Here is a 24,894-nt window from a genome sequence, read left to right as displayed (position 1 = left end):
GTTTTTATAACGACTTATGACATTAGAATGGGAATTTTCCCGAAGTCATACTAAGCAGCAAACCTATCTGCAGACAATTTTGCCCAGGTTCAGGAAGAGATAGTTGAGGTTAAAAATCAACCAAAGAGTATAATTTGTACTATATTTATTCCGCCGCATTACACTTTTATTACATTAAAGATGCTTTTATTTTACGCTGACAACAGAAAGGCCAAACAGGGAAACGGGTTCCGGCAGTTTACCCTCGCTAATCAGTCATTAATCGCATCGAGCGAAATAACTCAATTGTATGATGAAACTTTTGCCTGAAAGGCTAAATCTCAACCATATAGCCGTCGCGAACTTTTTCACTTTGTTTCAAGGCTGTTGGCAGCAAAATGTACGGTAGATTGTCGTTATTCGGAAATTAAGAGAACACTCGGTCGTGATACAGCGCTCAATTGACTTTTTTGTCATAAAGATGCTCGACAACTGAGCCAGAGTAGCTATAACTGAATATTGACAGGTTGTTGAAAATAGGAAATTACCGTGAAATTAGATGACGATATTCATAATTATTACGAACATCTGGTACTCGAACGCATCACTCAACTGGGATTGGATCAAACCAAGTCTGGTGATTATCTGGCAGATCTGTGCTGTCTGGCGCTAAATCAGGTGCCGCCGCGTTATATTCGTTATGAAGTTGATATGGCATTTTACCTGCCACAAAGCGAACGTCAGCAAATGGAAATGAACGTTGAGTATGCTATCGAAAAAGCCATTAAATTTCTCGATCAGCCAAAAACACGTAAAGAATAGAGAGGAAATTGGGTGGCAGGCTTCCAGCCACATCCCGGCACATGAGTCGTCTGCTGCGGCTGCTCCCTTCCGGGCCTGACCGGGTTCACAGAGTATCATTGCGGGAGGACCAAAAGCCCACCATAGAAACTTGTGCGCCGTGACCTGGTTACTGATCACGAGCGCGGCGCATTATGACGACTTGTTAGCTAAAGTTCAACCCCGCTTTGCAAATCGTTCTTCTGCAATACGATTAGCCACCAGATTGGTAGGTGCATTTTCAGCTTCAGCACGCTCATAAACTTCAATCAGGGTATCGCCAATTTTTGCCAGATGGTCACGCATGGCCTGATCTGAACTATCGGCCTGCTTTTGGTGGTAGATATCGATAATGCCGCCAGCATTAATGACATAATCCGGCGCGTAACAAATGCCCTTTTTATGTAACACCGTACCGAGTTCTTCCCGGGCTAGCTGATTATTTGCCGCACCGGCAATAATTTTAGCGCGAATATCAGGCACCGACTCATCATTAATCGACGAGCCCATGGCACAAGGCGCCAGCACGTCTACTGGCAAGGTTAATATTTCTTCTGGCGCAACAACTGTAGCCCCCAGTTCTTGTTGGGCACGCTCCAATCCTTCAGGGAAAATATCCGCGACATAAAGCTCGGCGCCCTCCGCATGCAACTGTTTAGCCAGCCGATACCCTACATGTCCCATGCCCTGAATAGCTACTTTAACGCCCTTCAAGTCGCTACCGAGTACATGTTTCACGGTTTGTTTAAGCCCGACAAAAACACCGTAGGCCGTAGACGGCGCAGGGTTGCCTGTTGGGGTTTCTCCCAAAGCATTGTACTGCGCAGACGTACCTGCTACATGTTGTGTTTGGGTAGCCACAGCTTTCAGGTCGTCAACGGTGATGCCTGAGTCTTCAGCCGTAATATACTGACCGCTCAAACTCTCCACAAAGCGCCCCATCGACTGCATAAAAGCTTCACTTTTGTCTTTACGCGGATCGCCGATGATCACGGCTTTTCCACCACCTTGCTGCAAATTGGCCATCGCAGCCTTATAAGTCATGCCTTTAGATAGTCGCAGTACATCAGTGAGAGCTTCACTGCTGTTAAGATAAGGCCACATTCGACAGCCACCCAGCGATGGCCCGAGATTGGTGTTGTGAATCGCAATAATCGCTTTCAGTCCCGTAACCGGATCGGAGTAAAACGCAACATGCTCATGGGCATCAAATTCTGAATGTTCAAACACAGACATTATCTTCACAGTTCCTTAAGAGTAAAGTTGTATAGTAGCGCAGCCTTGTGAGGACAAGCGTTGCGTCTTTCAGGCATTAAATTTACACCTCGCAAGCGCTTTTTTTTACTACACCGCTTTCTAGGATAGTTATCCTAGTATTATAATGTAACGCACAATAACTATCATAATCACCGGAAGCATTTCCGGCACAGGCACCCTCGATGAAACTGGATAAATTTGACCGCGAAATTCTGCGCGTTCTGCAACAAAATGCGACTATCTCTATGGCTGACTTAAGCCAACAGGTCGGGCTTTCACACACTCCTTGCTGGCGTCGGGTAAAACGTCTGGAAGCAGAAGACATTATTCTGGGCAAGGTAACATTGTTAAACGGTAAAAAACTCAATTTAGGCGTATCGGTATTTATTTACGTGTCACTGAAAAATCACGATGGCGATTCGCTCACCGACTTTGAAAATGCAGTGCAATCGATAGAAGAAATTGTTGAATGCCACACCACCAGCGGTGAAAAAGATTATCTGCTGAAAGTGATTGTAGAGAGTATTGAAGAATACGAATATTTGCTCAAAACCAAGCTCACCCACCTGCCCTGCGTTGACCACTTAAGTTCAACTTTTGCCTTAAAACAGGTAAAAAACACGACCTCATTACCGATTAAAAATCAGTGAAGCGGACGCTTCACTGATTTCACCGTTAAGGGGCATCCGGCTGGTTTTCCGGTTGCGCCTTCTGAAACGCCTCCAGCGATAAGCACTGATCATAAATTTTGCTGATCAGCGGGAACTGACTCATATCCACGTTAAAGCGTTTACCGTTAAACACCTGCGGAATAAGGCAAACATCGGCCAGCGTCACATCAAAATCGAAACAGTAGCGTCCCGCCTGAGTTTGTAACCGTCTTTCAATGGCTGTCAGGCCACGGGTGATCCACTGTCGGGCCCAGTCTGCAGATTGCTCTGCTGTTAAGCCGCAGTCCTCCTGCAATTTATTCAGCACCCGCAGATTGGCAATTGGCTGAATATCACAAGCTATATCCTGTGCCAGTGAGCGAACTCTGGCTCTTTCTACTGCATGAGATGGCAACAGCGGACAGGGTTGCCGATAACGCTCGTCGAGATATTCAATAATACTCAGCGACTGGTTAAGGATAATGTCTTCGTCATCATCAACAAAAGTAGGCACCAGGTGCGCCGGGTTAAGCCGGCCGTAAGCCTCCTGGTGTTGTTGCCCGCCTTCCATTACCAGATGCACCGGCACATATTCGTAGTCGAGACCCTTCAGATTTAAAGCAATGCGGACCCGGTATGTCGCCGAGGAACGCCAGTAGCCGTAGAGTTTTAAGCTCATATGCGCAACCTTATTGTCATTGTTGTATGTTTAAGCATAACTCATTTTTTAATTTTTACGCGCTGCTCAATGGCACCAAAAATACTGCTGCCGTCATTATCTGCCATTTCGATACGAACGGTGTCGCCATTACTCATAAAAGCGGTAGAAGGTTGTCCATCCCGGATCGTTTCAATCATTCTGACTTCGGCAATACAGGAATACCCAACTCCGCCATGCACGATGGCCGACCCGTGATCGGTACCTTGTTTATTCGATACCGTACCTGAGCCAATAATGGTACCGGCACCAAGGTTGCGGGTGCGCGCCGCATGCGCCACCAGCAGATTAAAATTAAAGGTCATATCGACCCCGGCATTGGGCTTACCAAACAGTTCATTGTTATAGTGAGTTAACAATGCTAAATGCACCTTACTGTCAAACCAGCTGTCGCCTAGCTCATCGGGCGTAACCGCTACCGGTGCAAAGCTGCTGGCCGGCTTGGACTGATAAAATCCAAAGCCTTTAGCCAGTTCACCAGGGATCAGGCCTCGCAGCGACACATCATTGACCAGCATCAGCAACTTAATAAAGTTACCCGCGTGTTCATCGGCGGTGCCCATTGGCACATCTGCCGTGACAACCGCTATTTCAGCCTCAAAATCGATGCCCATACTTTCATCAGGTACTTCAATATCATCATAGGGGCCGATAAAGTCGTCACTGCCACCCTGGTACATGAGGGGATCGTGCCAGAAACTTTCAGGCACCTCAGCACCGCGAGCGCGCCTGACCAGCTCAACATGGTTCACATAGGCGCTGCCATCGGCCCAATGATAAGCTCTGGGCAATGGTGAATGGCATTTTTGTGCATCAAATTTTTCAGCCAGCAGTTCACCTGAACATAGCGCCTGATATCGTTCATTCAGCGGCTCGAACAGTTCATCCCAGTTGTCCAGTAACTGCTGCATGGTCTTTGCCACCGGTACGGCACTGCAGGTGCGCTTTAAATCCCGGCTGACCAGCATTAACTGCCCGTCACGTGAATCGTTTTTATAAGTTGCTAATTTCATATTGTTCTCCTCTAGCCCCGCCAGCTGTATACATAGTCGGGGTTTTCCACCGATTCAGCCGCTGCCGTTGCCTGTAATGCATCGCGGGTATCCAGCATTACAGCGACTTCGTCGGTAAAGGTTTTGGCATGTGCCTGTCCGGCGGCAAATGCCTTGGGGTGCGGACCATGAGTAAAGCCGGCAGGATGGAAAGTGACCATTCCTGCTTCAATATTATCGCGACTGAAAAAGTCACCGGCGTGGTAAAAGAGCACCTCATCAAAGTCGTCATTGCTGTGATAAAACGGCACCTTCAGCGCGCCGGGATCGCTTTCAATCGGGCGCGGTACAAACGTACAGACAACAAACCGCTTGGCCACAAAGGTGGTGTGCGCAGAGGGTGGCAAATGATAGCGATGACTCATTAACGGCCGGATATCGCGCCAGTTAATCTTCATTACGGTTAAATCACCGTGCCACCCCTGTGCATCCAGCGGGTTAAACGGATAGGTAATGCGAGATAAACGCTGGTGTCGCTTAACGTCTACCCGCCAGGTATTTTCATCCTGCTGGGCCAGAAAGGTGTCATTGATGCGTGGATACTCAAGCATCGCCGGATCGAACACCGCGTGCTGGCCTACCATGCCTTTTTCCGGCAACTGGTAGCTGTCGTCGGTGGCTTCTATCATCAGCAGCTGCATCGGTGTTTCTGGGTTTAACCGCCACATTGTTGAGCGTGGAATAACAATGTAATCACCTTCGCTTACGGGCATATGGCCATAGTCACAATACAGTTCACCCTGACCACGATGTACAAACAGCAAATCATCACCGTCGGCGTTGCGCGCCAGTTCGGTCATAGGTTCATTGCAATGCCAGAAGCGATACTGACAGTGGGCATTGTGCAGGATCACCGGCGCCGAAAATGGCGACCGGGCAATGGCAAGTTCATTAAGCTGGTTCAGATCCATGGCTCTGGGGCGCAGCTCACCTTCCCACTCCACCCAGCCCGTAGGCGGATGTTTGTGGTGAATATGTGAGGCCGGGCCGAAGAAGCCCTCGCGGCCCACTTCCCGTTCGTAGATCGCCTGCTCAGGTAAGTCCGCATGGGCCTGCCGGGAATGCAGGCCTTCCTTAAGCGGAAAACGCGCCGGGTTACGCATTGCCGTCCTCAACATTCAGCACGCCACGGCGAATTTGATCCTGTTCGATACTCTCAAACAGGGCTTTAAAGTTACCTTCACCGAATCCTTCATTGCCTTTGCGCTGGATGATTTCAAAGAACACCGGTCCAATCACCGTGTCGGTGAAAATTTGCAGTAAAATACCGTCTTTTTCAGGTGCCCCGTCAATCAGGATCCGCAAATCCTTTAAGTGCTCAATGGACTCACCATGTCCTTTTACTCTGTCGTTAACCGCTTCATAGTACGTATCCGGCGTATCCATAAACGCCAGGCCGCGATTTTTTAAATCGGTAACCGTTTGGTAGATGTCATCGGTAGCCAGCGCTATGTGCTGAATGCCCTCGCCGTTATAGGCTTTAATGAATTCTTCGATTTGCGAGTGATCATCCACCGACTCATTAATCGGAATACGAATTTTGCCGCACGGAGATGTCATGGCTTTACTCACCAGACCAGTCAGCTTGCCTTCGATATCGAAGTAGCGGATTTCGCGGAAGTTACCAATGTTCTCGTAAAACTCCGCCCACACAGCCATGTTGCCGCGTTTTACGTTGTGGGTAAGGTGGTCCACCAGCTTAAGGCCAGCGCCAGCGCTGTCCATACGTTCCTGCCAGTCCGGATAAAAACGAAAATCCACATCATAAATGCTGTGCTTACCGTATAAATCAACAAAGTACAGCGTGCTCTCACCGATCCCATAGATGGCCGGGATATTGAGTTCCATAGGCCCTAAGTTGCCGTGGAATTCTTTGCCGCCATGCTGTTTGGCATGTTCAATAGCCGCGCGGGCATCCTTAACCCTGAAAGCCATGCCACAAACGCTTGGGCCGCGTAGACGAGCGAACTCCTCTGCCTGGGAGGCGGGTTCCGCGTTGACAATAAAATTGATATCCCCCTGACGATACAACCACACGCGTTTCGATTTATGTTCAGCGACCTCGGCAAAGCCTAACGAGCTGAATAAGTGTTTTAGCGCCTCAATACCTTCTTCATCAGCCGCTGTATATTCAACAAACTCAAAGCCGTCGGTACCTAAAGGATTATAATTATTGCTATTCGCCATGTTCACTCTCTCCATTTAACAATTATGCAACATATATAATCAGAGAAATGGGCTGGCGGATAGCTTCAGCAGAGCCAGGCAGAAACCGTGGCGTTTACACTTTTTGTAAATAAAACATGACGCTAGCGAGGCAGCAAAAAATCAGCAGACAGAAACGCAGACGGGCTGCTTCTGGCAGCCCGTCGTGGTAGATATAATATGTAATTAAAGCTTTACAGTAGCTTTATTAATGCCATATTCGCGCAGTTTGTTGGCAATAGCGGTATGGCTTAAGCCCAGCTTTTTTGCCAGCTGTCGGGTGCTCGGGTAAGAAGGGTAAAGCTTGCGCAGCAAATCCCGTTCAAATTTTTTGACCTCTTCGTCGAGCGTGCCCTCAAAATTCTCATCAACGTAGGTCATGCTTGGTGTACAGCTGGGCAGCTGAATATCTTCTTTGGTGATTTCATTCCCGTCGAGCAGTGACAACGCTCTGAACAGAGCATTCTGCAACTGGCGTACATTGCCTGGCCACGGATACTGTTGAAGAAACTCAACACAAGACTTGCTCAGTTTGGCAGGTCTGCGACCCAGTTTGGCGCTATGCTGTAAAATAAAGGATTCTGACAGCCGCACGATGTCTGAACGACGTTCACGCAGCGCCGGCACAACCAGCCCTAGCACGTTAAGGCGGTAATACAATTCCTTACGGAACTTGCCCTCATCAACTAACTGGCCCATATCCTGGCAGGTGGTACAAATAAAGCGCACGTCAACCGCAACCGGATTTACGTCCCCTACCCGCCGGAACTCCCCGTCTTCCAGCACTCGCAATAACTTTGCCTGCAAGTGCACCGACATGTCGGCAATTTCATCCAGCAATAATGTACCGCCCGCAGCCAGTTCTAGCAGGCCAGCCTTTCCTTCAGTCTGATTAAAGGTACCGGCGGCGTAACCAAACAGCTCTGTCTCGGCCACGTTATCGGGCAGCGCGCCACAATTAAGCGCCAGGAACGCCTTATCTGCGCGGCGGCTACTTTGGTGGCAGGCTTTGGCCAGCATTTCTTTACCGGTACCGGTTTCGCCAAAAATCAGGATCGGCGCATCCAGATCGGCAATCCGTTTTGCCTCACTGATAGTTTGCTGCATCACCGGTGACTGGGTCACCAGCTTATCGAAGCTGTCAGTGCCGTGCTGATGGAACGCGTTGATCTGCTGCCCCAGTCTGACTTCGGATTTAAGCATCACCACTGCGCCCGCCAGAATGGCGGTGTCGGCTGCATCCGGTACCGTGATGGGTAAAATATCGGCAACAAAATCCTGCTGAATAAATTTAACCTTGGTGCTTTTATGACCCGGCGCCTTGCCTTCCAGCCATCGGCCAAAATTAAAGCCTTTCACATACTCACTGATTTCCGTGTTCAGCAGTTCGTTAATATCCATCTCAAGGCCACTGGTAACAGCGTCGTTACACAACAGCAGCCTGCCTTTGTTATCGATGGAGAACACCGGATCCGGCAGAGTTTGCACGATCGCAGAGAGCTGATTGCGTTCCCGTTCACCGGGCATAAACAAAGTGGTTTTGACGTCTTCGATCCCCTCAATACGCCGTATCTTGGGCATTAAATGCTGAAAATCTTCAAATTTAATATTGGGGAAGTTAAGGAATATTTTGCCGCCCTCGTCAATCTCGATGCCTCTAAGATCGATATTGTGGGTTACTAAAATATCTAATACATCCTGGGTAATCCCAAGACGATCCTGACAGCTGATTTCTAAACGCATTGAACACTCAATAACTGTAAACTATATTTTACAAGATATCACAAAATGGTTACTTTTAAAGTCTAATACGCGAAACCTGCGCTAATTGTTCAATTACCCAACAATTAGCGCAAAATAAAGCACTTGGGTGCGAGTAGATGGCGTCTAGCCAGCCCGTTGTTTAGGTGTGAATAGCGGTTCAAAAAGGCCCATTTGCTGTGCCTGTTTAACCAGCGGCATGATGTCCATTCTGGCGATTTCCATTAACTGGCTGAAGTTTTCAAGCACGTAGTAAAGCGGTTGTAATATATCGATACGGTAAGGCGTCCGCAGTGCATCCAGCACTTGCAGCGGGTGCCTTACTGCCACATCGCTCTCCAGTGCGTAGCAGGTTTCTTTGGGTGAACTGAGGATACCGCCACCGACAATGCGTAACTCTCCCTCTTCTTTTACCAGGCCAAACTCCACGGTAAACCAGTACAAGCGCGCTAAAAACACTCTTTCTTCTTTACTGGCATTTAACCCCAGTTTACCGTAGGTCTCGGTAAAGGCGGCGAAGGACGGATTGGTAAGCAGCGGGCAATGGCCCATTACTTCGTGGAAAATATCCGGCTCCTGCAGATAGTGGAACTCTTCCCGGCTGCGAATAAAGGTCGCCACCGGAAACCGTTTACTGGCTAACAGTTCAAAAAACTCCCCAAAGCTGATTAAGGCCGGTACTGCAGCGGTCTGCCATCCGGTAGAAACCTTTAACACTCGGTCGATATCCGGTAACTGAGGGATAGCCTCAGCAGACAGCCCCAACATGTCCAGGCCATCAAAGTATTCCTTACAGGCGCGCCCGGGTAACAGGGCCATTTGGCGTTGATACAACTCGCCCCAAATGGCGTTTTCCTCATCGCTCCATTCAATCATTCCGTTAATGGCTGGATTTTTTGAATTATATTTTGAATTTTTAGACATAGACCAAATTTGGTTATTAAAGACCACTCAAGTTTACCCCTTTAAACGCCACACTAAACCTTTAGGATGAGGATACACTGCCCCGACATGTAACATTAATTTTACAAATGAAGATTTATATAGCGCTTATCATGGCATTTGAAACGTCCCAACGGGTTGTTTATGCTGGCCCATCCATAACGACGGAAATATCAGAAAAACAATGTTAAAAATAAAAACCACTTTACTGGCCATGAGCATCATGACGGTACTCGGCTGCAGCGACAGTACCGTGTCTACTCAGCAAAGCTCTTCGGCCCCGGAAGCAGCCGCCACACAGGCTGTAGAGAACGAATCAGCATCACTGAGTGTGGATTATGAAAGCTATGAGCTGGATAACGGCCTGACGGTAGTGCTACACGTCGATAAGTCTGATCCCATCGTGGCCATGGCCACCGTGGTGCATGTTGGCTCTAACCGCGAAAAGCCTGGCCGTACCGGCTTTGCCCACTTCTTTGAGCACATGTCATTTAACGACTCCGAAAATGTACCTAAAGGGGCTAACCGCAAAATGATCCCCGAGCTGGGCGGTACCCGCAATGGCGGCACCTGGAGTGACGGCACCATTTATTACGAAGTGGTTCCTAAAGACGCCTTTGACAAGCTTTTGTGGATTGATTCTGACCGTCTGGGTTATATGATCAATACCGTGGATCAGGGTACCCTGGAACGCGAAAAACAGGTGGTTAAAAATGAGAAGCGCCAACGGGTAGACAATCGCCCCTATGGCCATATGGGTCATGTAGTCAGAAAAGCACTCTATCCAACCGGACACCCCTACAACTGGACGGTTATTGGCGACTTAGAAGACCTGCAGGCCGCCACGCTGGACGACGTTCGCGAGTTTTATAATCAGTTTTACATGCCAGCCAATGCCACCCTGGTTATCGCCGGTGACATTGATATTGCACAAACTAAAGAAAAAGTGGCTAAGTGGTTTGGTGAAATCAAATCAGGCGAGCCGAGCCCTGCCCTTGAGCCACAACCGGTAAGTCTTGAAGCCGACAAAAAACTCTATCATTTAGACAATTTTGCCAAACTTCCACTACTACGTCTTACCTATCCTACTATTGAACAATATACCGATGATGCTTATGCACTGGATGCCCTGGGCCGCCTGCTCAGCGATGGCAAAAATGCCGTGCTGTACAAAACCCTTGTTGAAGAGTTAAAACTGGCGCCGCGTCCGAGTGCCTGGTCTGACACGAATGAGATTGCCGGCAGTTTTGCCATTAACGTGCAGGCCAATGCCGATGTGCCTCTCGATAAGGTGTATGCCGGTATCCAGCAGGCCCTTGATGACTTTGCTGAAAACGGCTTTACCGATGCTCAGCTTCAGCGTATCAAGGCAGAGCAGGAAACCGCATTCTATTACAATATCGAAAGTATTCTGGATAAGGCACTGCAACTGGGGATCTACAACGAATACGCCGGTTCACCGGACTTTATCGAGCAGGACATTGCCAATATTCAGGCGGTGACCCGCGAAGACATCATGCGTGTGTTTAATCAGTACGTGTATAACCAGCCTGCTATTGTGGCATCCTTTGTTCCTAAGGATCAGCCAGGCCTGGTACTCAAAGGTTCCAGCAAAGCACCGGTGGAAGAAGAAGAAATTGTTGCTGGCAGCGAGCCGGAATTTGAAGAAAAGCCGGTTGAGTATACTAAAACCCCCACCGAGCATGACCGCTCAGAGCCGCCTCTGACAGAGCTGCCAACGCTTACCACACCAGACATCTGGCATCAGTCGCTGGAGAATGGCGTGAAGGTAATTGGAATTACCAGCAACGAGCTGCCAGTGGTTAACTTCTCTGTGACCATCGATGGCGGGCAATGGCTGGATCCCAAAGGTAAAGCCGGCACCGCAGCGCTGATGGCGCAATTACTTAACGAAGGTACGGCAAATAAAACGCCGCAGGAACTGGAACAGGCGATTGGCCAGTTAGGCGCACAACTTTCCATTTCTGCCGATCGTGAAAGTATTGAGCTCTCCGGCCGCGTATTGTCCAAACATTATCCCGCGCTGATGGAGCTGGCAGCAGAAATGCTGTTATCACCACGTTGGGATGAAAATGAATTTGAACGTCTTAAATCAGCCAGCTTAACCCGGATTAAACGCGACGAAGGTAATGCCGCGCGGATAGCCAGCAATGTGTTTGCTCACCTCCTGTATGGCGATAATCATGTCGCCGGGCAACCTTTGGGCGGTACTCAGGCCAGTGTTGAAAGCATTACCCTGGCGGATGTTAAGGCCTATTACGAGAAGGTGATGTCGCCGCAGCAGGCCACCTTGCATGTGGTAGGTGCACTGAGCCCCGAGGAAGCTGTTACCGCAGCAGCACCTGTGAAGCAATGGCAGGGGGAAGCCGTGGCACTGCCAGCACAACCTGAAATCTCGGCGGTAGAAAAACCAGTGGTTTACTTTGTGGACGTGCCAGATGCCAAACAATCGGTCATTTATATTGGCAAGCCGGTATTACCAGCTTCCGACCCTGACTTTTTTGCCATTGATTTTGCTAATGAGCGACTTGGCGGCGGAATGAGTGCACGCCTCGGCCAGACGCTGCGTATCCAGAAGGGTTATACCTATGGCGCGTATTCTTATTTACCTGCTGCACAATATCAGGTGCCCTTTATTGCAGCTTCTCAGGTGCGAACCAATGTGACGTTGGAATCACTGCAAATTTTCAAAAACCTGATTGGTCAGTATCAGCCCACCTATCTGGAAGAAGATTTGGCCACTGCCAAAAATATGGTCATCAAAGCTAACTCAAGACGCTTTGAAACGCTGGATAGTCAGCTCAATATGCTCGAGGAAATCAGCCGTCTGGGATTAGCGGATAACTACATTGCTACCCAGCAGGACTTTGTGCAGAACGCATCGCTGGAGGATATACATGAGGTCATCAAACAACACCTTAACGAACAGCAAATGATTTATCTGGTAGTAGGTGATGCCGAAACACAGCTTGAGCGAATCAAAGAGCTTGGCTACGGTGAGCCGGTAGAGCTGGATATTTACGGCAATCCGGTAAATCCCATCTAAAAGATAAAGGGGTCAGAGTCTGAGGTATCCCCACAAATAATAATGCAATATCAATAAGATAAAAAAAGATAGGAACATTCATGACGTTTGGTGATCAGATCAATTGCCAAAAATCACCGAGACCAAACTGCCATGAATGCCCTATCTATTGTGAACAATGTCATATCGCTTGTCAGCTATAAAATGCATAAAGCGCGTCGGGATGTGGTAACGGCGTGCGTGAAAAGCCTTCTTCATGGAAGCGCAGCAAGCGTAACGAGTATTGGTCGTGGGGTTAGTACTAAAGCTTATGAAAAACATCGGATTAAACGTGCCGACCGCTTGCTTTCAAACCCGCATTTATTAAGTGAAACACCGTTTATCTATGCATCTATTTGCCAACTATTTTGTGGCAGTACATCACGCCCTGTTATCTCAATCGACTGGTCAGATTTAGATGACCATAAAGCGCACTTTCTTTTACGCGCGGCCATATCTTTAAAGGGTAGATCCGTCACACTTTATCAAGAAGTTCACTGCAACAAGACCAAAGAGAAACCCGCCACCCACAAGGCATTCTTAAAGACGTTACACGCCATGTTACCTTCAAATTGCCGACCCATTATCGTCACCGACGCAGGGTATAAGTCACCCTGGTTCAGGGAAGTATTAGCGTTAGGCTGGGATATTGTCGGACGGGTTCGCAAACCGCATTTTTACTCACTCGACAGCGGCAATACGTGGCAGTGTATTCGTCACCTTTATGCCCAAGCGACCAGTCGACCAAAGCGTTTTGATAACAGCCAAATAGCTAGAGGTAACCCCTTTGCCTGTACGTTAGTTCTGTTCAAGCAGAAAGCGAAAGGGCGCCACGCTTCAAATCCAGATGGTACACGCAAAGCATCAAAGCGGTCGAAAGTCCATGCGCAAGGTGCGAAAGACCCGTGGCTGTTAGCCACATCACTAGCATCTCATCGACGCTTATCGAAACAGGTCGTTGCCATTTATCGCCAGCGCATGCAGATTGAAGAAGGCTTTAGAGACATGAAAAGCACCAAGTTCGGGCTTGGCTATGAGCAAAATAAAAGCGTGAAAAAGCAGCGTCTAACAATACTGATATTACTTACTACGTTAGCGTCACTGGTTGCTATCTTATTGGGTATGGTAGTCGTCTCTTCGAATAAACATCGGCGCTTCCAAGCTAATACCGACACCAGAAGCGTCCTGTCATTCCACTATCTCGGTCTGAGAGCTATTGCTTGCCGAATAAGATTCACTATGCGACAGTGGAAAGCTGCACTCAAATGGTACAGCTCCATAGTTGACGCTGCCTGGGCCGCAGGCACATGAAATTAAATTCGTGGGGATCCCTCAGACTCTGCCCCCTTTATTTACTCTGACCCCTTTATTTACCTTTTTTACTACAAGCGGCTAATTTCGCGATTTAACTGGTACTCACGTGAGGTCACGTAGGTTTCCATTTTGCGTAACCGCGATTCAATGGTTTGGAAGCGGTTGGTAATATCGTGAAAGGCCTGACGAGGCGGCTCTCCTGCCTGCCATACACGGGTTTTCACTTCCACTTTGTCGTTATTACCAGAACCGGAATTTCTCCAGCCTTTACCACTTACTTCAACCGGTTGACTGTAATTCATCGCTTCCGGGTTTTGCGGCTTCTTGTCAAAAATGAACCAGCACGCTACATAACTTACTAAAACAAATGGGCCAGCCAGTAGGAAAAACGCGGTTACCGTTAAAATTCGTACCAGCCACACTTCCAAACCGAAGTACTCTGCGATGCCGGCGCAAACGCCGGCTATACGACCGTGCTTGGCGTCACGGTAAATGGTTTTCTTACTGTTCATGCCCGGTTCCTCCATTCAGGTGCTTCTGAGTCTAAAATAGCCTCCAGCGTTTGAATTCGCTCTGACATCGCTTCCGCTTTGCCCGCCAGTTCCTGCAATGCAACCTGCTCTTCGGCTGACAGTCCCTGGCTGACTTGCTTTTTACTGCGGTAATGCAGGATTAGCCAGATAGGGGCCACAAAAATCAAAAAGATGATCAGTGGTGCCAGTATGAGTGCAACAATATCTCCGTCCATTTTAATACCTCCGGTCAGAAGTGCTGAGTTCCCCCAGCCAATAAAATATAATCAGTTATTTAGATTTTGCTGTCTTTGCAGCAGGCTTATCAGCCTTTTTCATCTTCGCCTTCAGCGCTTCTAACTCATCATTAATTTTGTCGCCGGCTTCCAGCTCGGCAAATTCATCCTGCAGCGTTTTCTTGCCCAGGTCATAGGCTTCAACCTGCGATTCAATATCATCAATTTTGCGCTCGTACTGATCAAAGCGACCCATTGCTTCATCAATCTTACCGCTGTCGAGGGTTTTACGAACCTCAAGGCGTGATGAGGCGGTTTTCTGGCGCATCAGAATCGTTTTCTGACGGGCTTTGGCATCAGCCAGCTTTTCCTGCAACTGAACGATTTCGTCCTGCAGTTTGCTAATTTGCTCTTCTACCGCACTTAACTCAGCGGTAAGCACATCAGCAGCTTCCTGACTCTTTTTCTTTTCCTGTAGCGCTGAACGGGCCAGATCTTCACGGTCTTTGCTCAGGGCAAACTCCGCTTTGCTCTGCCAGTCGGCAGCGTCCGCTTCCATTTTGCTGATTTGAGAAGCTATTTCCTTTTTGTTCGCGATGGTCTTAGCAGACGCAGAACGAACCTCAACGAGTGTGTCTTCCATTTCCTGAATAATCAGACGAACCATTTTTTCAGGATCTTCGGCTTTATCCAGTAACGCGTTTATATTTGAGTTCACAATATCTGTGAAACGAGAGAAGATACCCATAATTATTTACCTCTAGCGCGTGTTAAACATGTGGATTAACTTGGTTTCAACTTGTACTAACACATACAAATACCGCGCCAACTCAGAAAAACCAAGTAAAGCATTGAATTAATTATATAATATTTAATGCCAATAAACGCTGTAATCAACGATACTTTTAATCTACACTATTAATTGGTCGATTTGGCTACTTTTTGAGGGAATTAATGAGTCGGTTTCGCCAGCAAGATAATTTACTTGGCCAGGCTAACAGTTTTTTAGAGGTTTTAGAGCAGGTTTCGCAAATTGCACCGCTCAATAAACCTGTGCTCATTATCGGTGAACGTGGTACCGGTAAAGAGCTGATTGCAGCACGTTTGCACTTTTTGTCGCAACGCTGGGATCAAAACTATGTAAAACTGAACTGTGCCGCATTGAATGAGAATTTGCTGGAAAGCGAGCTCTTTGGTTACGAAGCCGGTGCCTTTACCGGCGCAGGTAAAAGCCGTGAAGGCCGGTTCGAACTGGCTCACACCGGTACCCTGTTTCTGGATGAACTGGCCAATACGTCCGGTTTGATTCAGGAAAAGCTCCTGCGAGTTATCGAATACGGTGAATTTGAGCGTGTTGGGGGTAACAAAACGCTCAAGGTAGATGTGCGCTTAGTTGCCGCTACCAACGAAGACCTCCCGGCGCTGGCCGAGAGTGGCGAGTTTCGGGCCGATCTGCTCGATCGACTGGCCTTTGATGTCATTACCATCCCACCGCTACGTGAACGCCAGGAAGATATCTTACTGCTGGCTGAGACCTTTGCCATTAACATGGCAAGGGAACTGGAAATGGAGCTGTTCAGCGGCTTTACCGAAAAAGCCAAGCGCACCCTGCTTGACTATGACTGGCCCGGAAATATCCGTGAGCTTAAAAATGTTGTAGAGCGCGCCGTATACCGCTGCAACAACCCTCATTTGCCGGTCCACGAAATTATTCTCGACCCCTTTGAGTCGGCATATCGACCAAAAGGACGAGTTAAAACCCAGGACCGGATATCTGCACCTGCCGATCAGTCAGAAGCAAAGTCTACATCCAGCATCAGCGACACCGCAGTAGCAGCAGAACCTGTGGCCCCGGCGGCACCGGTAACGCCTGCCACTGAGTATCCGGTGGACCTGAAAAATCTGTCACAGCAGTATGAGATCGAACTGATTCAGCAAGCCCTGGCCGACAGCCAGTACAATCAAAAGAAAACGGCCGAGAAACTCAGCCTTACCTATCACCAGTTGCGGGGCTACCTTAAAAAGTACAACCTGCTCGACTCTGCGGCCACCGAGGAAGAGTAATCATGCACAAGTGGTTGGTCTGGCCGGTGATTTCAACAGCTTTGCTAACATTACTGGGTGGCTGCTCGCCGCAAAAATACAGTGCTAACTATACTAATGGCCTGGTGTATTGCTCCGAAAGCGATCCTATTTCGATGAATCCGCAGCTCGATACCTCAACCACTACTGCCGATGCCACCGCCCATCAGATTTACGACCGATTACTTGAATTTGATACCGAGAGCGGTCGCATTCGCCCGTCGCTGGCTTCCAGCTGGTCGGTTAGCGATGACGGGCTGCTATACCGTTTTTCACTGCGCCGGGATGTTAAATTCCACACCACCGATTACTTCACGCCAAATCGCCCTTTCGATGCCAGTGATGTGCTGTTTTCGTTTAATCGCTGGCGGTTACCCGAGCACAGCTTTCATAATGTCTCAGGCGGCTACTACCCCTACTTTGAATCACTGGGACTGGCCGACAATATTGCCGATATTAAAGCCATCTCTCCCTACGAAGTGGAAATTAGCCTAAAACAACGGGACAGTTCATTCCTGGCTAACATTGCCAGTGATTTCTCAGTGATCCTGTCTGCCGAATATGCCGATGTGCTGATGTCCCAGGGCATCCCGGAAAAAATCGACCGACTCCCCATTGGCACCGGCCCGTATCAGTATGCCGATTATCAGAAAAACCACTATATTCGATATGATGTAAATAATAATTACTGGCAAGGCACGCCAGCTAGCAAGGCGCTGATATTTGATATTACTCCCAAGAGTTCATTGCGCCTGGCAAAACTAATGACCGGCGAATGCGACGCGGTGGCCTTTCCGGCCCGGGTTGATCACCAAATCATCCGTGAGAGGGAAGATTTGGTGCTGGCCGAAAAACCTGGCCTGAACATTGGTTTTTGGGCTTTCAATACCGAGCGTCCGCCGTTTGATAACCCTTCTGTCCGTAAAGCCCTCGCCTACGCGATCGATAAAAACACCCTGATTGAAGCGGTCTATTTTGACAGTGCAACCCGGGCTAAATCGCTATTACCAGCTGCCAGCTGGGCTTACCAGGCCGATGCCCAGGATACCGGCTATAACCCGGTACTGGCCCGGCAACTGCTGGATGAAGCTGGCATAGAGCCCGGCTTCACCATGTCTGTCTGGGCAATTCCCGTGGAGCGGGCCTATAATCCCAATGCGCAGAAGATGGCAGAGCTGATTCAGCGTTACCTGGCCGATATTGAGGTGGAGGTGAATATTGTCAGTTACGACTGGTCTACCTTCCGCCGCCAACTGCGTCAGGGCAATCACGACTCGGTATTGATTGGCTGGTCGGCAGATAACGGCGATCCGGATAATTTTTACCGGCCATTATTAAGTTGTGATGCCATTCCCTCGGGAACCAATCGCGCACGCTGGTGTAATCCGGCCTATGATGAGATCCTCGACCGGGCATTACAGACCGAAGACGTAGATATCCGCAAAGCATTATATTTTCAGGCCAACGAACTGCTGTTTGATAAACTGCCAATGGTGCCAATCGCCCATGCTTTGCGGTATCAGGCTTATCGGGAAGAGCTGAATGGCATGGTTATCAATCCTTACGGCGGAGTCAGACTGGGCGGAGTAACCAAACAACGTGATTAGGATCCTGTTTCGCTACTCTATTTTATTCAGTCTGACTTTACTGTCACTGAGTGCCCTGTCGTTTTCACTGATCTATTTGTTCCCGGCAGAGCCGGTGACTACCTTAACCGGTATCACGCCACAAAACCTGATACAGCACGAAGCGCTGATGAATCAGTATCATCTGAATAACAGCATTATTGTGCAGTTCGCCGACTATCTCAGCGAGTTGTTTGCCGGTAACTGGGGGGTCAGTCTGATTTCCGGGCAGCCTCTGTCAGAAGAAATTATGCTGGCCTTACCCGCCACCATCGAGCTCAGTGCCTGTGCCATGTTTATTGTTATTGTGGTGGGCATACCACTGGGTTGCTACAGCGGTTTGCGTGCCTACAGCGCCACTGATTTTACCATTAACTCTATTAGTGTAACGGCATACTCAGTGCCGGTATTCTGGCTTGCAGTGCTGTTTATACTCACCTTTAGCCTGCAATTCGGATGGTTACCGCTGTCCGGGCGCATCAACTTGCTATTTGATATTCCGCCGCAAACCGGCTTCCTGATGATTGATATTTTACTGGCCGACAATGTCGATAAAGCAGCAGCTTTCAGCGATGCCTTGTTGCATCTGATCCTGCCGGTTTTATCCATCGCGTTTATTTCTACCGCTTCGATGATCAGAATTACCCGGCGTTCTATAATCGACGTTTTGAACAAGCCCTTTATTATTGCTGCACGCTCTAAAGGTTTATCCAGCAAGCAGATATTTTTCCGTCATGTACTGCGTAATGCCCTGTTGCCCATTCTGCCGCTGATGGCTATGCAGATCACCACCCTAATCACCAATGCAATGATTGTGGAAACCTTGTTTTCCTGGCCAGGCATTGGCAACTGGCTGATTCAGGCCATTTATCAACGAGATTATTCTGCATTGCGTATGGGCATGCTAGCCGTTTCAACGCTGGTGGTGATGATCACCATTGCCATTGATTTATTTAACCGTTTAATCGATCCAAGCAGGGAAAAATACGAAAGTGTCACGATTTAGCCTCTACGATGATGAAGCCCATCCGTCGCCGTGGCAACACACCTGGCGGGCGTTTAAATCCAGTCATATTGCATTGGTCGGGCTGGCCGTCTTGTTGTTATTTGTATTTTTCGCCTTTTTTGCCCCGCTGGTTGCGCCATACAACCCGACTTACCAGAATACTGAAGCGTTACTGATCCCACCTAGCTGGGCACCTAACGGCTCAATTGCTCATCTGTTTGGTACCGACGCGCTGGGCCGGGACTTATTCTCACGCATTATGTATGGCTGTCGGGTTACTTTCGGTACCAGTTTGCTGGTAGTTATTATTGCCATGCTGGTTGGCGTCACCATTGGCACTATCGCCGGCATGCTAAGCGGAGTTCGCTCCAGCGTGGTTAACCACCTGCTGGATGCGCTGATGGCCATTCCCACCCTGCTGATTGCTATTATTATTGTTGGCATTCTGGGCAGTGGTCTGGTTAACAGTATGTGGGCTATTACGCTGGCGCTAATTCCGCAGTTTGTGCACCATACCCGCTCGTTTGTGCGCGGCGAAATGAAAAAAGACTATATCCAGTCGTCTACGCTTGATGGCGCCAGCAATCTGCAGCTCTTTTACCACTCCATCTTACCCAATATGATTGAAATGCTGGTGGTACAGGGCACTCTGGCCCTGTCTATTGCGGTAATCGATATCAGCGCACTGGGCTTTTTAAACCTTGGTGCACAAGCACCACTGCCAGAGCTGGGAGCTATTCTGGCCACAGGCCTGGACGCCGGTTACCTGGCCCCCTGGAATATTGCCATTCCTGGTGTGTCGATTTTTCTGATGGTATTGTCAATTACTATAGTAGGTGACGGACTGCGTTCTGCGCTACGCAAACGGGTGAATCGCTAATGCCTTTACTGGATATTAAAAACCTGACCCTGGAAATCGATACAGGTACCCAGGTGATTAAAGCTCTCGATAAGATTAACCTGACCGTTAACTCGGGTGAAATTCGCGCGTTAGTGGGCGAGTCTGGCTCAGGTAAAAGTCTGATTGTACAGGCGATATCCGGGGCAACGCCACCGAACTGGAATATCACCGCCGATCGCATGAGCTGGAATGGTAATAACCTGCTGTCGATGTCTGAGCAAAAGCGCCGGCAAATCCTGCGTAAGGATATCGGCGTGGTGTTTCAACATTCCATTGCCTCGCTGGATCCGTCGGTTACCCTTGGTGAACAACTGGAAGAATCCCTGCCAGATCAACTTATTGAAGGTAGCTGGTTCTGGCAACGGGCACAATCGCGACGCAAAGTGGTTATTAACACCGTGCACAAAGTGGGCATAAAAGACCACGAACACTATCTGCGCGCTTACCCTCATCAAATCCCTACTGATATCGGTCAGAAACTGATGCTGGCCATGGCACTTATCAGTCAGCCGAAGATGCTGATTGCCGATGACCCGACCCGGGGCATGGAAACCACCACTAAAGTACAGGTACTAAAATTATTGTCGCGTCTGAATCAGACCCGCTCATTAGGAATTTTGTTTGTCAGTCACGATTTGCTGGCCATTGCCAGTATGTCGCATACCATGACGGTGCTTTATTGCGGTCAGACCGTTGAGTCCGGCAAAATGAAGCATATCCGTAAACGGCCACTGCATCCTTATACCAAGGCGTTAATGGACAGCGCGCCTAGTTTCAGTAAGGATTTACCGCCCAAGTCACAGTTACCCACCCTGGCCGGTACCATCCCTACTCTGCAGCATCTGCCTATCGGCTGCCGTTTGGGGCCTCGTTGCCCGCGCGCCCAGCGCGCCTGCGTAAATGTACCGGCGGTGCGTAAAATTCATGACCATAGCTATAGCTGCCATTTCCCACTACATCGGGAGAAAGTATGACGCAAATTCTCAATGTCAGCGGCTTAACCTTTCGCCACAGCAGTAAAAAGCGCTGGCTGAAAAAGCCGGAGGTGTTTTCTCTCGGCCCGATTGATATGCAGGTGACCAAAGGCGAAACCATTGCCATTATTGGTCAGAACCGTTCGGGTAAATCGTTACTGGCAAAAATGCTGGCCGGTGCAGTGGAACCCGATGAAGGCCATATTCAGTTGCAGGAAGAAAGATACTGGTCGGTAAAACACCGGGTGGCGCGTAAAAAAGCCGACATAACCGGCATCCGCATGATTTTTCAGCATAACAGTGAGTCGATTAATCCGGGGATTACGGTGGGTCAAATCCTCGATGAACCCCTGCGCTTAAATTCCTCCATGGCCGAGGACGAGCGTAAAGCCCTCATAGGCGATACATTGGTTAAAGTAGGGTTGTTACGGGAACATATTTATTTTTACCGTCATATGCTTTCTGACGGCCAGCAACAGCGTGTTTCACTGGCGAGAGCCATATTACCCGACCCCAAGGTACTGATTGCCGATGAACCGTTTGCCGCGTTGGATCCCACCATCCGCTCCCAGACGGTCAACCTGATCCTGCAGTTGCAAAAAGAGATGGGGCTGGCGTTTATCTTTATTTCGCACAACCTGGGGATTGTCCGGCACATCGCCGACCGGGTGATTGTGATGGATAAGGGGCAGATTATTGAGAGTGGTAAAACCGAGACCATCTTTCGATGGCCTCAGCAGGAAATGACCAAGAAACTGGTGATGTCTTATCAGTCGTTGATCCCGCAACAAACCATGCGGGAAGCCGATTAATAAATTAGCCCACCAAAGCTAACAGCACACCTGCGGCCACAGCAGACCCGAGCACACCGGCAACGTTTGGCCCCATAGCATGCATTAACAGGAAGTTGTGCGGGTTAGCTTCCAGACCAACCTTGTTAACAACCCGGGCAGCCATAGGCACAGCTGATACCCCGGCGGCACCAATTAGCGGGTTAATAGTACCGCCACTGGCCTTACTCATGATTTTGGCCATGATCACACCTGTTGCAGTACCGATCGCAAAGGCAATGGCGCCCAGCCCCAGAATACCCAGCGTTTCAACCGTCAGGAATTTATCCGCTGACAGCTTAGAACCAACGGCTAACCCCAGGAAGATAGTCACAATGTTAATCAACTCGTTTTGCGCAGTTTTGCTTAAGCGGTCTACCACACCACATTCTTTCATCAGGTTACCAAAGCAGAACATCCCCACCAGCGGCGTTGCTGAAGGCAAAAACAAAATGGTCAGGAACAGCACTGCCAGTGGGAATAACACCTTCTCCTTGGCAGAAACGTGACGTAACTGGGCCATCTCAATCTTGCGTTCTTCCGGTGTGGTAAGTGCCTTCATAATAGGCGGCTGAATAATAGGTACCAGTGCCATATAAGAATAGGCAGCAACCGCTATAGCACCGAGTAAGTCAGGCGCCAGTCGCGAAGCCAGGAAGATAGCCGTAGGGCCATCGGCACCACCGATGATGGCAATTGCAGAGGCATCTTTAAGGGTAAAATCAAAGCCCGGAATAAAGTTAAGCGCAATCGCACCGAACAGCGTAGCAAAAATACCAAACTGAGCAGCCGCGCCGAGTAACAACATTCGCGGGTTGGCGATTAACGCGCCAAAATCCGTCATTGCCCCCACGCCCATAAAAATGAGCAGAGGGAAAACGCCGGAGTGGATCCCCACTTCGTAGATGTAATACAACATGCCGCCAGGTTCGGTAAAACCGGCCAGAGGAATGTTGGTCAGTAAGGCACCAAAACCAATCGGAAATAACAGCAGTGGCTCAAACTTTTTAACAATGGCCAGATACAGCAGTAGTCCGCCTACTGCCATCATAATTAACTGGCCGGATTGAAAATGGGCTAGCGCGGTGCTGTCCCATAATATGGCTAATTGTTCCATGGCCGGTTAACCTAAACTGATGAGAGGTTGACCGCTGGAAACGCTGTCACCATCTTTTACCTGAATTGAAGACACGGTGCCGTCAAAGGCACTGCGGATCTCTGTTTCCATTTTCATAGCTTCAAGAATGATCACCACGTCACCATTGGCCACCTGGTCGCCCGGCGATACCAGGATCTTAAAGACGTTGCCTGCCAGTGGAGCATTAATGGTCTGACCGGATGGTGCAGGCGCGGCCTGAGCCTGAGCCGGCGCAGAGGGCGCCGGAGTAATAGCGCCTAACTCGCCTTGTGCGCCCACTTCCACGCTATACAACTTGCCATCAACACGTACATCATAAACCGCCGCTTCTGATGCTGGGGCAGGAGCACTGACTGCCGGTGCAGCAGATGCGGCTTCTTCACCAGTCGGTACCGGTTCAAAAGCCTCCGGATTATTGCGGTTTTCAAGGAACTTAAGGCCAATTTGCGGGAACAGCGCATAGGTCAGCACGTCGTCGATTTTGTCTTTAGCCAGAGAGATGGATTTTTCTTTAGCCAGACTATCGAGTTCAGTTTCAAGTTTTTCCAGTTCAGCTTCAATCAGATCGGCAGGACGACAGGTGATTGCTTCGCCGCCATCCAGCACGCGTGCTTGCAGTTCACTGTTAACCGGTGCAGCAGTAGCGCCGTATTCGCCTTTCAGGACGCCAGCAGTTTCTTTAGAGATACTCTTATAACGTTCGCCGGTCAGTACGTTGAGTACCGCCTGAGTGCCAACGATTTGCGAGGTGGGTGTAACCAGAGGAATAAAGCCAAGATCTTCACGAACGCGCGGGATTTCCTGCAGTACTTCATCAAATTTATCGGCTGCGCCCTGCTCTTTGAGCTGGCTTTCCATGTTGGTAAGCATACCACCAGGCACCTGAGCCAGCAGAATACGTGCATCAACGCCTTTCAGGCTGCCTTCAAACTTAGCATACTTCTTACGCACATCACGGAAATATGCGGCAATTTCGGCCAGCTCCGGTAAGTCGAGGCCGGTATCGCGCTCGGTACTTTCCAGAATCGACACAATGGTTTCGGTGGCAGAGTGACCATACGTCATACTCATTGACGAGATTGCGGTATCCAGAATGTCGATACCAGCGTCTATGGCTTTTTGGTAAGTGGCGGTGCTCAGGCCGGTAGTGGCGTGACACTGCATGGCAATCGGCACATCTACGGTTTTCTTCAGTTCGGTAATCAGTGTTTCACACTCATAAGGCTTGAGCAGACCGGCCATATCTTTAATACAAATAGAGTGAACACCCATATCTTCGAGCTTTTTCGCCATGTCCAGCCACAACTCGAGGTTATGTACAGGGCTCACGGTGTAAGAGATAGTACCCTGAGCATGCGCACCGCAATTTACTGCGGCTTTGATGGCCGTTTCAAGGTTACGTACATCATTCATGGCATCGAAAATACGGAATACGTCTACACCGTTGTCGTGCGCACGCTCAACAAAGCGGGTAACCACGTCATCGGCATAATGGCGATAACCGAGCAGGTTCTGACCGCGCAGTAACATTTGCTGCGGGGTCTTTGGCATGGCTTTTTTCAGCTCACGGATACGTTCCCAGGGATCTTCACCCAGATAACGAATACACGAATCGAAGGTGGCACCACCCCAGGACTCAATCGACCAATAACCCGCGTTATCAAGCTTTTCAGCGATGGGTAGCATATCGTCCAGACGCATTCTGGTTGCTAGCAATGATTGGTGCGCATCCCGAAGCACCAGTTCGGTAATCGCCAGTGGCTTAGACATGTGTTCTCCTAAAGTGT

At 49.2% G+C, this 24,894-nt stretch carries 22 protein-coding genes and 1 other RNA gene; 10 read left to right on the top strand and 13 right to left on the bottom strand.

What is annotated here, in order from left to right:
• Positions 1-528 precede the first annotated feature (528 nt).
• Positions 529-801 carry a late competence development ComFB family protein gene (locus tag AC566Q_RS08305; protein WP_105934492.1) on the top strand — a complete coding sequence of 91 codons (273 nt, stop codon included), beginning with the start codon at positions 529-531 and terminating at the stop codon, positions 799-801.
• 18 nt (positions 802-819) lie between these two features.
• On the opposite strand, the gene ffs is transcribed toward AC566Q_RS08305, so the two are convergent.
• Together ffs and AC566Q_RS08295 are read right to left on the bottom strand one after the other, a co-directional pair.
• An RNA gene (ffs, locus tag AC566Q_RS08300) (signal recognition particle sRNA small type) lies at positions 820-916 on the bottom strand.
• Positions 917-996: 80 nt separating this feature from the next.
• Positions 997-2,055 (bottom strand): Glu/Leu/Phe/Val dehydrogenase dimerization domain-containing protein, encoded by a 1,059-nt coding sequence (locus AC566Q_RS08295; protein WP_499615646.1) that lies wholly within the window; start codon positions 2,053-2,055, stop codon positions 997-999.
• Between the two features lie 203 nt (positions 2,056-2,258).
• Here AC566Q_RS08295 and AC566Q_RS08290 point away from each other — a divergent pair, with 203 nt between their 5' ends.
• Positions 2,259-2,726 carry an Lrp/AsnC family transcriptional regulator gene (locus AC566Q_RS08290; RefSeq protein WP_499615644.1) on the top strand — a complete coding sequence of 156 codons (468 nt, stop codon included), beginning with the start codon at positions 2,259-2,261 and terminating at the stop codon, positions 2,724-2,726.
• A 25-nt stretch (positions 2,727-2,751) separates the two neighbouring features.
• On the opposite strand, the gene maiA is transcribed toward AC566Q_RS08290, so the two are convergent.
• The 6 genes from maiA to phhA all read right to left on the bottom strand — a co-directional run bounded on the left by maiA (position 2,752) and on the right by phhA (position 9,386).
• Entirely contained in the window at positions 2,752-3,405 is a 654-nt protein-coding gene (gene maiA / locus AC566Q_RS08285; protein ID WP_499615641.1) for a maleylacetoacetate isomerase, read from the bottom strand.
• A gap of 41 nt (positions 3,406-3,446) precedes the next feature.
• The gene (locus tag AC566Q_RS08280; RefSeq protein ID WP_499615639.1) at positions 3,447-4,457 is read right to left on the bottom strand and encodes a fumarylacetoacetate hydrolase family protein; all 1,011 of its coding nucleotides are present in this window, start codon (positions 4,455-4,457) and stop codon (positions 3,447-3,449) included.
• An 11-nt stretch (positions 4,458-4,468) separates the two neighbouring features.
• The gene (locus AC566Q_RS08275; RefSeq protein WP_499617417.1) at positions 4,469-5,599 is read right to left on the bottom strand and encodes a homogentisate 1,2-dioxygenase; all 1,131 of its coding nucleotides are present in this window, start codon (positions 5,597-5,599) and stop codon (positions 4,469-4,471) included.
• Positions 5,592-6,683 carry a 4-hydroxyphenylpyruvate dioxygenase gene (gene hppD / locus AC566Q_RS08270; protein ID WP_499615636.1) on the bottom strand — a complete coding sequence of 364 codons (1,092 nt, stop codon included), beginning with the start codon at positions 6,681-6,683 and terminating at the stop codon, positions 5,592-5,594. Before hppD ends, AC566Q_RS08275 begins: the two co-directional genes overlap by 8 nt.
• Before the next feature lie 204 nt (positions 6,684-6,887).
• Complete coding sequence (gene tyrR, locus AC566Q_RS08265) at positions 6,888-8,444, bottom strand: transcriptional regulator TyrR (protein WP_499615630.1); 1,557 nt, start codon at positions 8,442-8,444, stop codon at positions 6,888-6,890.
• Between the two features lie 144 nt (positions 8,445-8,588).
• The gene (gene phhA, locus AC566Q_RS08260) at positions 8,589-9,386 is read right to left on the bottom strand and encodes a phenylalanine 4-monooxygenase (protein WP_499615627.1); all 798 of its coding nucleotides are present in this window, start codon (positions 9,384-9,386) and stop codon (positions 8,589-8,591) included.
• A gap of 202 nt (positions 9,387-9,588) precedes the next feature.
• On the opposite strand from phhA, the gene AC566Q_RS08255 reads away from it, so the two are divergent.
• Positions 9,589-12,471 carry a M16 family metallopeptidase gene (locus AC566Q_RS08255; protein ID WP_499615624.1) on the top strand — a complete coding sequence of 961 codons (2,883 nt, stop codon included), beginning with the start codon at positions 9,589-9,591 and terminating at the stop codon, positions 12,469-12,471.
• A 132-nt stretch (positions 12,472-12,603) separates the two neighbouring features.
• Complete coding sequence (locus AC566Q_RS08250) at positions 12,604-13,800, top strand: IS4 family transposase (RefSeq protein ID WP_499615621.1); 1,197 nt, start codon at positions 12,604-12,606, stop codon at positions 13,798-13,800.
• A 71-nt stretch (positions 13,801-13,871) separates the two neighbouring features.
• Here the strand turns inward: AC566Q_RS08250 and pspC are convergent, their stop codons facing one another.
• Genes pspC through pspA form a run of 3 tightly spaced genes read right to left on the bottom strand, consistent with a single transcriptional unit; the run spans position 13,872 to position 15,299 of the window.
• On the bottom strand, positions 13,872-14,315 hold the full coding sequence (pspC, locus tag AC566Q_RS08245) for an envelope stress response membrane protein PspC (protein WP_105934482.1): 444 nt from the start codon (positions 14,313-14,315) through the stop codon (positions 13,872-13,874).
• Entirely contained in the window at positions 14,312-14,551 is a 240-nt protein-coding gene (gene pspB, locus AC566Q_RS08240) for an envelope stress response membrane protein PspB (protein ID WP_105934481.1), read from the bottom strand. Before pspB ends, pspC begins: the two co-directional genes overlap by 4 nt.
• Positions 14,552-14,606: 55 nt before the next feature.
• On the bottom strand, positions 14,607-15,299 hold the full coding sequence (pspA, locus tag AC566Q_RS08235; protein ID WP_499615616.1) for a phage shock protein PspA: 693 nt from the start codon (positions 15,297-15,299) through the stop codon (positions 14,607-14,609).
• 206 nt (positions 15,300-15,505) lie between these two features.
• Between pspA and pspF the strand changes: the two genes are divergently transcribed.
• From pspF to AC566Q_RS08205, 6 genes are read left to right on the top strand one after another with little or no spacing between them, the layout of a single operon-like run.
• Complete coding sequence (pspF, locus tag AC566Q_RS08230; RefSeq protein ID WP_499615613.1) at positions 15,506-16,615, top strand: phage shock protein operon transcriptional activator; 1,110 nt, start codon at positions 15,506-15,508, stop codon at positions 16,613-16,615.
• 2 nt (positions 16,616-16,617) lie between these two features.
• Positions 16,618-18,240 (top strand): ABC transporter substrate-binding protein, encoded by a 1,623-nt coding sequence (locus AC566Q_RS08225; RefSeq protein WP_499615610.1) that lies wholly within the window; start codon positions 16,618-16,620, stop codon positions 18,238-18,240.
• Positions 18,233-19,264, top strand: a complete 1,032-nt coding sequence (locus tag AC566Q_RS08220; protein WP_499615607.1) for an ABC transporter permease subunit — start codon at positions 18,233-18,235, stop codon at positions 19,262-19,264. Before AC566Q_RS08225 ends, AC566Q_RS08220 begins: the two co-directional genes overlap by 8 nt.
• Positions 19,251-20,144 carry an ABC transporter permease subunit gene (locus AC566Q_RS08215; protein ID WP_499615604.1) on the top strand — a complete coding sequence of 298 codons (894 nt, stop codon included), beginning with the start codon at positions 19,251-19,253 and terminating at the stop codon, positions 20,142-20,144. Before AC566Q_RS08220 ends, AC566Q_RS08215 begins: the two co-directional genes overlap by 14 nt.
• Entirely contained in the window at positions 20,144-21,139 is a 996-nt protein-coding gene (locus tag AC566Q_RS08210) for an oligopeptide/dipeptide ABC transporter ATP-binding protein (protein WP_123325785.1), read from the top strand. The genes AC566Q_RS08215 and AC566Q_RS08210 overlap by 1 nt, the downstream gene beginning before the upstream one ends.
• A complete protein-coding gene (locus tag AC566Q_RS08205; RefSeq protein WP_105934474.1) occupies positions 21,136-21,951 on the top strand; it encodes an ATP-binding cassette domain-containing protein in 816 nt (271 codons plus the stop codon). The genes AC566Q_RS08210 and AC566Q_RS08205 overlap by 4 nt, the downstream gene beginning before the upstream one ends.
• Positions 21,952-21,955: 4 nt before the next feature.
• Here the strand turns inward: AC566Q_RS08205 and AC566Q_RS08200 are convergent, their stop codons facing one another.
• Positions 21,956-23,086 (bottom strand): sodium ion-translocating decarboxylase subunit beta, encoded by a 1,131-nt coding sequence (locus tag AC566Q_RS08200; RefSeq protein ID WP_105934473.1) that lies wholly within the window; start codon positions 23,084-23,086, stop codon positions 21,956-21,958.
• A 6-nt stretch (positions 23,087-23,092) separates the two neighbouring features.
• Positions 23,093-24,877, bottom strand: a complete 1,785-nt coding sequence (oadA, locus tag AC566Q_RS08195; RefSeq protein ID WP_105934472.1) for a sodium-extruding oxaloacetate decarboxylase subunit alpha — start codon at positions 24,875-24,877, stop codon at positions 23,093-23,095.
• Positions 24,878-24,894 lie beyond the last annotated feature (17 nt).

This window comes from Alteromonas sp. H02 (genome assembly GCF_059682525.1).
This window is presented reverse-complemented; position numbering and strand designations above follow the sequence as displayed.

Coding starts and splice junctions, on each gene's coding strand:
- AC566Q_RS08295 (WP_499615646.1), bottom strand. CDS start 2,055: ATGTCTGTGTTTGAACATTCAGAATTTGATGCCCATGAGCATGTTGCG.
- AC566Q_RS08290 (WP_499615644.1), top strand. CDS start 2,259: ATGAAACTGGATAAATTTGACCGCGAAATTCTGCGCGTTCTGCAACAA.
- maiA (WP_499615641.1), bottom strand. CDS start 3,405: ATGAGCTTAAAACTCTACGGCTACTGGCGTTCCTCGGCGACATACCGG.
- AC566Q_RS08280 (WP_499615639.1), bottom strand. CDS start 4,457: ATGAAATTAGCAACTTATAAAAACGATTCACGTGACGGGCAGTTAATG.
- AC566Q_RS08275 (WP_499617417.1), bottom strand. CDS start 5,599: ATGCGTAACCCGGCGCGTTTTCCGCTTAAGGAAGGCCTGCATTCCCGG.
- hppD (WP_499615636.1), bottom strand. CDS start 6,683: ATGGCGAATAGCAATAATTATAATCCTTTAGGTACCGACGGCTTTGAG.
- tyrR (WP_499615630.1), bottom strand. CDS start 8,444: ATGCGTTTAGAAATCAGCTGTCAGGATCGTCTTGGGATTACCCAGGAT.
- phhA (WP_499615627.1), bottom strand. CDS start 9,386: ATGTCTAAAAATTCAAAATATAATTCAAAAAATCCAGCCATTAACGGA.
- AC566Q_RS08255 (WP_499615624.1), top strand. CDS start 9,589: ATGTTAAAAATAAAAACCACTTTACTGGCCATGAGCATCATGACGGTA.
- AC566Q_RS08250 (WP_499615621.1), top strand. CDS start 12,604: ATGAATGCCCTATCTATTGTGAACAATGTCATATCGCTTGTCAGCTAT.
- pspC (WP_105934482.1), bottom strand. CDS start 14,315: ATGAACAGTAAGAAAACCATTTACCGTGACGCCAAGCACGGTCGTATA.
- pspB (WP_105934481.1), bottom strand. CDS start 14,551: ATGGACGGAGATATTGTTGCACTCATACTGGCACCACTGATCATCTTT.
- pspA (WP_499615616.1), bottom strand. CDS start 15,299: ATGGGTATCTTCTCTCGTTTCACAGATATTGTGAACTCAAATATAAAC.
- pspF (WP_499615613.1), top strand. CDS start 15,506: ATGAGTCGGTTTCGCCAGCAAGATAATTTACTTGGCCAGGCTAACAGT.
- AC566Q_RS08225 (WP_499615610.1), top strand. CDS start 16,618: ATGCACAAGTGGTTGGTCTGGCCGGTGATTTCAACAGCTTTGCTAACA.
- AC566Q_RS08210 (WP_123325785.1), top strand. CDS start 20,144: ATGCCTTTACTGGATATTAAAAACCTGACCCTGGAAATCGATACAGGT.
- AC566Q_RS08205 (WP_105934474.1), top strand. CDS start 21,136: ATGACGCAAATTCTCAATGTCAGCGGCTTAACCTTTCGCCACAGCAGT.
- AC566Q_RS08200 (WP_105934473.1), bottom strand. CDS start 23,086: ATGGAACAATTAGCCATATTATGGGACAGCACCGCGCTAGCCCATTTT.
- oadA (WP_105934472.1), bottom strand. CDS start 24,877: ATGTCTAAGCCACTGGCGATTACCGAACTGGTGCTTCGGGATGCGCAC.